This window comes from Rhodocyclus purpureus, from assembly GCF_016653115.1.
GTDB classification, from domain to species: Bacteria; Pseudomonadota; Gammaproteobacteria; order Burkholderiales; family Rhodocyclaceae; genus Rhodocyclus; species Rhodocyclus purpureus.
In genome coordinates this window covers 1-10,633 of sequence record NZ_NHRX01000050.1, presented here as the reverse complement: position 1 = coordinate 10,633, position 10,633 = coordinate 1, and the positions used below count along the sequence as shown (strand labels likewise).

Annotated in this window: 7 protein-coding genes and 2 pseudogenes; 5 read left to right on the top strand and 4 right to left on the bottom strand. The window is 65.8% G+C overall.

The window, feature by feature from the left end:
• Positions 1–201: 201 nt before the first annotated feature.
• Positions 202–669 (bottom strand): annotated as a pseudogene (locus CCR84_RS10290) (L,D-transpeptidase family protein); the annotation flags it as partial.
• A 66-nt stretch (positions 670–735) separates the two neighbouring features.
• Positions 736–1,191: pseudogene (gene tadA / locus CCR84_RS16510) on the bottom strand (tRNA adenosine(34) deaminase TadA); the annotation flags it as partial.
• 335 nt (positions 1,192–1,526) lie between these two features.
• On the opposite strand from tadA, the gene CCR84_RS10280 reads away from it, so the two are divergent.
• From CCR84_RS10280 to nhaD (CCR84_RS10265), 4 genes are all read left to right on the top strand, one after another.
• Complete coding sequence (locus CCR84_RS10280) at positions 1,527–3,116, top strand: sensor histidine kinase (RefSeq protein WP_201211910.1); 1,590 nt, start codon at positions 1,527–1,529, stop codon at positions 3,114–3,116.
• The gene (locus CCR84_RS10275; RefSeq protein ID WP_201211908.1) at positions 3,106–3,726 is read left to right on the top strand and encodes a response regulator transcription factor; all 621 of its coding nucleotides are present in this window, start codon (positions 3,106–3,108) and stop codon (positions 3,724–3,726) included. The genes CCR84_RS10280 and CCR84_RS10275 overlap by 11 nt, the downstream gene beginning before the upstream one ends.
• A gap of 160 nt (positions 3,727–3,886) precedes the next feature.
• A complete protein-coding gene (nhaD, locus tag CCR84_RS10270; protein WP_201211906.1) occupies positions 3,887–5,170 on the top strand; it encodes a sodium:proton antiporter NhaD in 1,284 nt (427 codons plus the stop codon).
• Positions 5,171–5,449: 279 nt separating this feature from the next.
• A complete protein-coding gene (gene nhaD / locus CCR84_RS10265) occupies positions 5,450–6,733 on the top strand; it encodes a sodium:proton antiporter NhaD (RefSeq protein WP_201211904.1) in 1,284 nt (427 codons plus the stop codon).
• 221 nt (positions 6,734–6,954) lie between these two features.
• Here the strand turns inward: nhaD (CCR84_RS10265) and CCR84_RS10260 are convergent, their stop codons facing one another.
• Both CCR84_RS10260 and CCR84_RS10255 read right to left on the bottom strand, forming a co-directional pair.
• Positions 6,955–7,896: a CysB family HTH-type transcriptional regulator gene (locus CCR84_RS10260; RefSeq protein ID WP_201211902.1), complete on the bottom strand. Its 942-nt coding sequence runs from the start codon at positions 7,894–7,896 to the stop codon at positions 6,955–6,957.
• A gap of 237 nt (positions 7,897–8,133) precedes the next feature.
• The gene (locus CCR84_RS10255; RefSeq protein WP_201211900.1) at positions 8,134–9,138 is read right to left on the bottom strand and encodes a sulfate ABC transporter substrate-binding protein; all 1,005 of its coding nucleotides are present in this window, start codon (positions 9,136–9,138) and stop codon (positions 8,134–8,136) included.
• A gap of 302 nt (positions 9,139–9,440) precedes the next feature.
• Here CCR84_RS10255 and cysK point away from each other — a divergent pair, with 302 nt between their 5' ends.
• Positions 9,441–10,415, top strand: coding sequence for a cysteine synthase A (gene cysK / locus CCR84_RS10250; RefSeq protein WP_201211898.1), 975 nt, complete (start codon positions 9,441–9,443; stop codon positions 10,413–10,415).
• Positions 10,416–10,633: the final 218 nt, after the last annotated feature.

Sequence of the window (10,633 nt, the reverse complement as noted above, 5' to 3'; positions counted from 1 at the left end):
GAGTGCATGGAGAGGGCCTGAGAGCCTAATCGTCATCGCGAGCCCGCAGGGCGTGGCGATCCAGTGCGTGGGTCTCGCAGCGTGAAGGGCGCAGCGACAGAAGAACGAACTGGATTGCCACGGCGCTACGCGCCTCGCAATGACGGCAGCGAATGGCTGCATTTCATGCTCGGCGGTGGCACGACTCGCCATGATCGTTAGTCAGTCGCGGATCAGCACCCGCGTGTAGGGCGCGACGCGATCGAACAGTTCGACGATGTCGGCGTTGCGCATGCGGATGCAGCCATGCGAGCCCGGCACGCCGAGCGGCACTGCGTCGGGCGTGCCGTGGATGTAGATGTAGCGGCGCATGGTGTCGACCTTGCCGCCGCGGTTGCGTCCAGGCTCGCAACCCGAAAGCCACAGGATGCGCGTGAGGATCCAGTCGCGCTCGGGAAACTGCCTTGCCAGTTCCGGCGAGTAGATCTCGCCGGTCGGCCGCCGGGCGCGGAATACCGTGTTTGCGGGCAGGCCGGCGCCGATGCGTGCACGAACGAGGTGCAGCCCGCGCGGCGTGCAGCCGCTGTCGGCGCATTCGCCGGGGCCGTTGGCGGCGGTCGACACGGGGTAGCGCGCGAGCAGCGTTCCGCCGGCATCGAGCAGGCTCAGCGTCTGCGCGGCCAGCGAGATGTCGATGTGGACTGGCGCTGCGCTTGCCGGCGAAGAATCAGCGGGCGCGACGGGCGCCGGCCTGCCCTTTTTCGCGGCGCGGCGCGCGGCGAAGAAGGCCGACAGACTGTGGCTGCATTCTTCGGCGAGGACGCCGCCTTCGACGACGGCGTGGTGGTTCAGTTTTTCGACCGCGAACAGGTCGAGGACGCTGCCGTGCACGCCGGTCTTCGCATCGCGCGCGCCATAGACGACGCGGGCGATGCGCGCGTGCATGATGGCTCCTGCGCACATGGCGCAGGGTTCGAGCGTGACGTAGAGGGTCGCACCGGGCAGCCGGTAGTTGCCCACCCGGCGCGCCGCGTCGCGCAGCGCGGCGATTTCGGCATGCGCGGTCGGGTCGCTCTCGCCGATCGGCGCGTTGAAGCCGCGGCCGATGATCTCGCCATCGCGCACCACGAGGGCGCCGACCGGCACTTCGCCGCGGCTTGCTGCCGCCTGCGCGAGCGCGAGCGCCTCGCGCATGTAGTCTTCGTCGTTCATCGGCCGGATTTTACCGAAGTGCCCGCTGCCACGCAGAAGCGCGCGAACTGGAAGAACGAACTGGATTGCCACGGCGCTGCGCGCCTCGCAATGACGGCAGTGCCGGGAGTGCATGCAGAGGGGCTGCTACCGTAACTGTCATCGCGAGCCCGCAGCGCGTGGCGATCCAGTGTGTAGGTCTCGTATCGGGTCGCGCGTGGATGGCTGTCAGGGGCATGGAGACGGAAGAACGAACTGGATTGCCACGGCGCTGCGCGCCTCGCAATGACGGCATCGAAGCGATCAGCGCGAAGCTTCAGGATGCGCCGGGCGCGACAATCGTGGACAATCGAGCCATGCCAGCCCCCAGAATCGCCATCCCGGAGCGCCTGCAGCCCCTCCTCTACGCACTGTCCTTCGTCGTCGCCTACGTCGCTCTCGACCGGGCGAGCTACCTGTACCCGCTGCACGGTCTCAACATCACGCCCTGGAATCCCTCGCTGGCGCTCGGTCTCGTGTATTGGCTCCGGGTCGGACGGAAAGCCGCGCTGCCCTGGTTTGCGGCGATCTTGATCGGCGAGGGCCTGGTGCGTGGACTGCCGGCGACGCTGCCGATGACCCTGGCGCTGTCCGCAGTGCTCACCATCGGCTACGGCAGCATCGCCGAAGCCTTGCGCCGCCATGCGCTCGGTCTGGCCTTGCATGACCGGCAGGGTCTGCTCGTCTGGCTCGGCATCGTCCTCGTCGGTACGCTGTTGACCAGCGCGGTCTATGTCTCCCTGCTCTGGCTGTCGGCACAGATCCCTGCCGACGACTGGTGGGTGGCGCTGGTGCGCTTCTGGATCGGCGACTGGGTCGGCATCGTCGTCACCATGCCTTTCTTCTCGCTGCTCTTCGCCGAAGGCGATCGCCTGCGTGCGCTGCTGCGGCGCTGGGAAACCCCGGGCTACGTCGCGCTTGCCGTGGTGGTGCTGTGGGTCGCGTTCGGACTGGGCGGTGGCGGCGAATTCCAGTATTTCTACCTGCTCTTCCTGCCGCTGGTCTGGGCAGCCGCGCGGCAGGGGGTTCCCGGTGCCGCCGTCGCCGCCTTCGCCCTGCAGGCCGGCATCATGGTCACCGTACATTGGCAGAACGTCGTGGCGGTGACGGTGTTCGAGTTGCAGCTGCTCGCTGCCGTCCTCGCCTTCGTCGGCCTTTTCATCGGCGTGGTGGTCGATGAAACGCAGCGGGTCAGCGAGGAGCTACGCGGTTCGCTGCGTCTGGCTGCCGCGGGCGAGATGGCCGGTGCGCTCGCGCACGAACTCAACCAGCCGCTCACGGCGCTGTCGATCTACGCCAACGCCTGCGGGCAACTGCTCGACCGCGGCGAGACCGGCGAGCGCCTGCGCGAAACGATCCGCCGCCTGGTGCAGGAATCGCGGCGCGCCGGCGACGTGGTCCAGCGCCTGCGCGATTTTTTCCGCACCGGTGCCACTCGCCTCGAACGCGTCGGCACCGCCGAGCTGCTGAATTCCGCAGCGGAGCGCTTCGCCGCACGCACACGCGAGCTGGGCGTCGACTTCCAGGTCGATCCATCGCCGGCGCCTGAGCTTCTGGTCGATCGTCTGCAACTGGAGCTCGTCTTGCGCAACCTGATCGCCAACGCCTTCGATGCGGTCGCCGAATTGCCGGCCGGGCAGCGGCGTGTGCGGCTTGCGGCAGAGGCAGACGCGACGCGCCGCGTCTGCATCAGCGTCGAGGACAGCGGTCCCGGGCCCTCGCGCGAGTCGGCGGCGCAACTGTTCGAAGCATTCCGCTCGACGAAAGCCAGCGGCCTCGGCCTCGGCCTGGCCATCAGCCGGGCCATCGTCGAGGCGCACGGCGGCAGCCTGCGCGCGGAACTGACGGACCACGGCTCATTCAAGATTGTTTTGCCCTGTGCAGGAGATAGCGACGATGTCATCTAGCGGACAGACGGTTTTCATCATCGACGACGATGCCTCGGTGCGTGACGCACTGGTCCTTTCACTCGGGCTGCACGGTTATCCGGTGCTCGTCTTCAGCGACGCCGAAAGCCTGCTCAAAGTCTATCGCGCCGACTGGCGCGGTTGCCTGCTCATCGACATCCGCATGCCGGGGATCGACGGCCTGACATTGCAGCGGCGCCTGCTCGACATGGGCTGCCGGATGCCGGTGATCATCATGACCGGCCATGGTGACATCGAGGCTGCGCGCGATGCCTTCCGCGCGCAGGCGGTCGATTTTCTGGAAAAGCCGATCGATGCGGAGCGCCTGCTCGCCGCCCTGGATGAAGCCTTTGCGCGCGAGCAGCGCGGCTACGAGGAGGAGGAGCGCGTCGCCAGCTACGCGCGCCTGCTCGCCACGCTGACCCCGCGCGAGCGTGAAGTGATGGAGCTGGTCGTCGCCGGGCGGCACAACCGGGAAATTGCCGCCACCCTCGGCATCAGCACGCGTACCGTCGAGGTGTACAAGGCCAACCTGCAGATCAAGCTGCAGGTGGACAACATCCCCGACCTTGTGCGCTTCAGCCTGCTCGGCGAGCGCACAAGGGGCTAGGCGAGCGGCGCGGCAGGGGACCGACAGGGGCCATCGCCAGGATCCGCCTGTGCTTCCGATAAGGGGTTTCCGGATTTCCGGAAAATTTCTTCAGTGGTAAAATGGCGGGTTTCCCCGCCTAATAATTTGCTGCGCAGCAGCACACCTGCAGGTTCTCCCCATGCTGACCACACTGATCGTCATCTTCGTCCTCGCCTACGTGGCCATCGCGCTGGAGCACCCGCTCAAGATCGACAAGTCGGCGTCGGCACTGATCGCCGCCGGCTTGCTGTGGACGGTCTACGCCGTGTCGATGCCGGACACGCAGCTGCTCGGCGAGCAACTCGGCGAATCGCTGATGACGACCGCGCAGATCGTCTTCTTCCTGATGGGCGCGATGACCATCGTCGAGGTGGTCGACGCCCACGACGGCTTCGAGGTCATCACCTCGCGCATTCGGACCGCCCGGCTGTCGAGCCTGATGTGGCTGGTCGGTTTCGTCACCTTCTTCCTCAGCTCGATCCTCGACAACCTGACCACGGCGATCGTGATGGTCTCGCTGATGCGCAAGCTGCTCGACCAGCGCGAGGATCGCATGCTCTTCGCCGGCGTCATCGTCATCGCGTCGAACGCGGGCGGCGCCTGGTCGCCGATCGGCGACGTCACCACCACCATGCTCTGGATCGGCGGCCAGATCACCGCCCTCGGCATCATCGAAGGCGTCCTGCTGCCGGCGCTGGCAAGCCTGCTGGTGCCGCTCGCCATCTCGGCGTACTTCCTGCGCGGGCGTGAGGTGGTCGCACCGCAACGTATCGAGAGCGAGGCGGCGCTGCCGACCACGGACTTCGAGCGCAACGTGATGTTCTTCATGGGCCTCGGCATCCTGGTCGCGGTACCGGCGTTCAAGACCCTGACCCACCTGCCGCCGTTCATGGGCATCATGTTTGGCCTCGGCATCCTCTGGCTGGTCGGCGATCTGGTGCACCGCCACAAGCCCGACGAAGCCAAGCAGCACCTGACCTTGGTCAATGCGCTGACGCGGATCGACATGCCTTCGCTCGTGTTCTTCATCGGCATCCTGCTCTCGGTGGCGACCCTCGAACACACGCACATCCTGAGCGATCTCGCCAAGTGGCTCGACCAGACTGTCGGCCGCCTGGACGTGATCGTGATGATCATCGGTCTCGTCAGTGCGATCGTCGACAACGTCCCGCTGGTCGCCGCGTCGATGGGCATGTACAGCCTCGCCGACTACCCGACCGACCATTTCCTCTGGGAATTCATGGCTTACTGCGCCGGCACCGGCGGCTCGATGCTGATCATCGGCTCGGCCGCGGGCATCGCCGCCATGGGCCTGGAAAAAATCCCCTTCTTCTGGTACTTCAAGAAGATCAGCGGCCTGGCCCTGGCCGGCTACCTTGCAGGCGCCGGGGTTTACCTGCTCCAGTCCCAGTTGCTGCACTGATTCACGACGCGAAGATCGCGTCGCCGAGTTCATCGGCGACGTAAAGCCCGGCTTGGCGCGCCTGCAGGTGCGCCTGCCTGGGGGGCGCCGGCCGCTGCTTGAGGCCCTGACGCAGCTTTGGCCTGGCGGGGCCTGACACACGGTTCGCTAGCTTTCTTAAGGGAAGCCCTTAGGGGTCTGCCTGATTTTCCGGAAACGGGATTCCTCTTATCCTGCCCGGCCGTCCTCGCGCCAGGCTTCCTGCGCGCCGGCAAGAAATCACCCCATCAGGCTCTTCCCATGCTGACCGCACTGATCGTCATCTTCGTCCTCGCCTACCTGGTAATCGCGCTGGAGCACCCGCTCAAGATCGACAAGGCGGCGTCGGCGCTGATCGCCGCCGGCTTGCTGTGGACGGTCTACGCCGTGTCTACGGGTGACGCGCACCTGGTCGGCGAGCAACTCGGCGAAACCCTGACGACGACGGCGCAGGTCGTCTTCTTCCTGATGGGCGCGATGACCATCGTCGAGGTGGTCGACGCGCACGATGGCTTCGAGGTCATCACCTCGCGCATCAGGACGGCCAGGCTGTCGACCCTGATGTGGCTGGTCGGCTTCGTCACCTTCTTCCTCAGCGCACTGCTCGACAACCTGACCACGGCGATCGTGATGATCTCGCTGATGCGCAAGCTGCTCGACCAGCGCGAGGATCGCCTGCTCTTCGCCGGCATCATCGTCATCGCCGCCAACGCCGGCGGTGCCTGGTCGCCGATGGGCGACGTCACCACCACCATGCTCTGGATCGGCGGCCAGATCACCGCGCTGGCCGTGATCGAGGGCGTCCTGCTGCCCTCGCTGGCCTGCCTGCTGGTACCGCTCGCCATCTCGGCTTACTTCCTGCGCGGGCGTGACGTGCTCGCACCGCAACGCGTCGCCAGCGAGGCGTCCTTGCCGACCACGGACTTCGAGCGCAACGTGATGTTCTTCATGGGGCTCGGTATCCTGGTCGCGGTGCCGGCGTTCAAGACCCTGACCCACCTGCCGCCGTTCATGGGCATCATGTTCGGCCTCGGTATCCTCTGGCTGGTCGGCGACCTGGTGCATCGTCGCAAGCCGGACGAGGCCAAGCAGCACCTGACCCTGGTCCATGCGCTGACGCGGATCGACATGCCATCCCTCGTCTTCTTCATCGGCATCCTGCTCTCGGTGGCGACCCTCGAGCACACGCACATCCTCACCGATCTCGCCAAGTGGCTGGAACAGACTGTCGGCCGGCTGGATGTGATCGTGATGATCATCGGTCTCGCCAGTGCGATCGTCGATAACGTGCCGCTGGTTGCCGCGTCGATGGGCATGTACAGCCTCGCCGACTACCCGACCGATCACTTCCTCTGGGAGTTCATGGCCTACTGCGCCGGTACCGGCGGCTCGATGCTGATCATCGGCTCGGCCGCAGGCATCGCTGCCATGGGTCTCGAGAAGATCCCCTTCTTCTGGTACGTGAAGAGGATCAGCGGCCTCGCCCTGGCCGGCTACCTCGCCGGCGCCGGGGTGTACCTGCTCCAGTTCCAGCTGATGCACTGAGCGCGGGCCATTTCCCGTCATTGCGAGGCGCGCAGCGCCGTGGCAATCTAGTTAGTTCTTTCGCAGCCGCGCCAAGCCGGGCGACCCGGCAACAGCCCTACGCACTGGATCGCCACGCCCTGCGGGCTCGCGATGACGCGTCGCCATCCCGTCATTGCGAGGCGCGTAGCGCCGTGGCAATCCAGTTCGTTCTTTCGCGCCCTCGCCAACTCTCAGGTTGATCACTCCTCGCCATTGGACGGCTGCTTCAGCGCCGCCTTGACCAATTCCTCGCCGAGTTCGGGAACGATCTTCTCGATGAAGGCGTAGGTGTAGGCGCGCAGGAAGGTACCGCGGCGCAGCGCGAGCCGGGTCGTGCTCGGCGGGAACAGGCCGTCGGCCTTGATCAGCGCGAGCTCGCGGTCCTTCTGGGGGTCGTAGGCCATCTCCGCGACGATGCCGACGCCGAGGTCCTCGGCGACGTAGGTCTTGATCACGTCGGCGTCGATCGCCGAGAGGACGATGTCGGGGACGATGCCGGCGGCGGCGAAGGCCTCATCGATGCGCGCGCGTCCGGTGAAGCCCTCGTGGTAGGTGATGATCGGATACTCGGCGAGCGCTTCGAGAGTCAGCGGCTGCTCGCGCGCGAGCAAGGGGTGGCCCTGCGGGACGATCACCGCGTGCTGCCAGGTGTAGCAGGGGAAGGTGACCAGGCTCGGCACCTTGTCGAGCGCCTCGGTGGCGATACCGACGTCCGCCGCGCCGTTCTCGAGCATCTCGGCGATCTCGTCGGGACTGCCCTGATGCAGCGCGAGGTGCACCTTCGGGTAGTCGGTCTTGAACCACTTGATGACTTTCGGCAGGGCGTAGCGCGCCTGCGTGTGCGTCGTCGCGACCACGAAATGACCGGTTTCGCGGCTGGCGAACTGGTCGGCGATGCGGCGCAAGTTTTGCGCGTCGAGCAGGATGCGATCGACCACCTCCACCAGTTCGGCGCCGGGCGGCGTCAGGCCGAGCAGGCGCTTGCCGCGGCGCAGGAAGATCTCGACGCCGAGTTCGTCCTCGAGGTCGCGGATGTGCTTGCTGACACCGGGTTGCGAGGTGAACAGCGCGTTCGCCACCTCGGTCAGGTTGAAGTCCTGGCGCACCGTCTCGCGGACGATGCGCAACTGCTGGAAATTCATGTTATCTCCCTGGAAGCTGTCTATACGCGCTCCCGCCCACCCCATGGCCGGTTCTCCGCGCGTTTCTCCGACAGCGGGTGGCGAGTTTACGGAAGCCTATTTATGACTTCCAATAATTGTTGAATTCGTTATCAGCGCTTTTGGTTATAAAGACTTGCCCATGAAAAGCGGCGGGAGCGCGCCATCCGCCCGCTCCCGCCGCCTGCGCCGGCTCTGTCCCGGCGTGCCGGGTGTCGCCTAGCGCCGGCCGGAGAGGTAGATCTGGTCGAAGACGCCGCCCTCGGCGAAATGCGTCTTCTGCGCGTTCTTCCAGCCGCCGAAGACTTCGTCGATGGTGAACAGGCTCACCTTGGCGAACTGCTTGCTGTATTTCGCGGCGACCTTGGCGTCGCGCGGCCGGTAGTAGTTCTGTGCCGCGAGTTCCTGGCCCTCGGGGCTGTACAGATACTCCAGATAAGCCTGGGCCACCTTGCGCGTTCCGTGCTTGTCGACGACCTTGTCGACGACCGCGACCGGCGGTTCGGCGAGGATCGACAGTGACGGCGTGACGATGTCAACCTTGTCCGGGCCGAGTTCCTTCAACGCGAGGTAGGCTTCGTTCTCCCAGGCGATCAGCACGTCGCCGATGCCGCGTTCGACGAAAGTGATCGTCGATCCGCGTGCGCCCGAGTCGAGCACCTTGACGTTCTTGTAGAGCTGGCCGACGAATTCGCGCGCCTTTGCCTCGTTGCCGCCCGGCTGCTTCAGCGCGTAGCCCCACGCGGCCAGGTAGTTCCAGCGCGCACCGCCCGAGGTCTTCGGGTTGGGCGTGACCACACCGATGTCGGGACGGGCGAGGTCGTTCCAGTCGCGGATGTTCTTCGGATTCCCCTTGCGCACCAGGAAGACGATGGTCGAGGTGTAGGGCGCCGCGTTCTGCGGCAGCCGCTTCTGCCAGTCGGCGGCGAGGAGGCCCTTCTCGGCGACCGCGTCGATGTCGAAGGCCAGGGCCAGAGTGAGCACGTCGGCTTCGAGACCGTCGCGGACGGCGAGCGCCTGCTTGCCCGAACCACCGTGCGACTGGCGGACGGTCAGCTTGTCGCCGGTCTGCGCCTGCCAGTGCTTGGCGAAGGCGGTGTTGAAGTCCTGGTAGAGCTCGCGCGTCGGGTCGTAGGAGACGTTGAGCAGGCTCACGTCGGCCGCGGCGACGGCACCGGAGAACAGGGTCGTGGCGAACAGGCTGGCGATGATGGCTTTTTTCATGGCAACTCCAGGGATTGATGACGGCCGCAGTCTAGGGCGCCGGGCGTGGCGGGAAAACTAAGGAATTCTTATTTGCTTATCCTTTAAATCGTAATAAAGAATATCAATTTATTACTTCCAGTTCTTACGATATGCAGATTTTTTCCTTAAATTTCGCCTTCGTCCGGCCTACACTTGCGTCCGAATCCCGGAGAGTGACGGGGCGAGGCGGCGGCAGCGGCGCCGCCCAGGTCCTGTCGCCTTCACATCCTTCGCGCAGCCTTCCGGCAGCCGCAGCCAAGATCTCAGAGGAGAGAAAATTCATGGCGATCTACCAGAACAACGCTCAGTCGATCGGCAACACCCCGCTCGTCCGCCTCAACCGGATCACCGAAGGCGCTCACGCCACCGTGCTCGCCAAGATCGAGGGCCGCAATCCGGCCTACTCGGTGAAGTGCAGGATCGGCGCCGCCCTGGTCGCCGACGCCGAGAAGCGCGGCGCGCTCGGCCCGGGCAAGGAACTGATCGAGCCGACCAGCGGCAATACAGGTATCGCGCTCGCCTTCGTCGCCGCGGCCAAGGGAATCCCGCTGACGCTGACGATGCCCGAAACGATGAGCATCGAGCGGCGCAAGCTGCTCGCCGCCTTCGGCGCCAAACTGGTCCTCACCGAAGGCGCCAAGGGCATGGCCGGCGCCATCGCCAAGGCCGAGGAGATCGTCGCCTCCGACCCCGATCGCTACTTCATGCCGCAGCAGTTCAAGAATCCGGCGAACCCGGCGATCCACGAAGCGACCACCGGCCCGGAGATCTGGAAGGACACCGAGGGCAAGATCGACATCCTGGTCGCCGGCGTCGGCACCGGCGGAACGATCACCGGCACCTCACGCTACATCAAGAAGACCGCGGGCAAGGCGATCACCTCGGTCGCCGTCGAGCCGTCGGCGAGCCCGGTGCTCAGCCAGCGCCGCGCGGGCGAGCCGCTCAAGCCCGGACCGCACAAGATCCAGGGCATCGGCGCCGGCTTCGTTCCCGAGGTCCTCGACCTGTCCCTGATCGACGCCGTCGAACAGGTAAGCAACGAGGACGCCGTCCTCTACGCCCGCCGCCTGGCACGCGAGGAAGGCATCCTGGCCGGCATCTCCTGCGGTGCCGCGGTCGCAGCAGCGGTCCGCCTGGCGAACAAGCCCGAGAACGCCGGCAAGACCATCGTCGTCATCCTGCCCGATTCGGGCGAGCGCTACTTGAGCTCGATCCTCTTCGAAGGCCTCTTCGACGCGTCGGGCCTGGCGGCCTGAACGCCATCTCCCGCGCACCGGGCGCCACGGCGCCCGGATAACGTGAAACAACGGCTTGGGCTGACCTTGATTCGGGCCTTACGGCCCTCCCAGTGCGTCCGTGAGGACGCTTTGTCAGCACGGTGAAAGTCCGTGTCATTGAAAGTCGTAGCAATGTAGCGGAAGGTAACTGCGTCGCCGTGAGGCGGGGTGGAGAGCAACCGGAAGCGAAGAGGTAG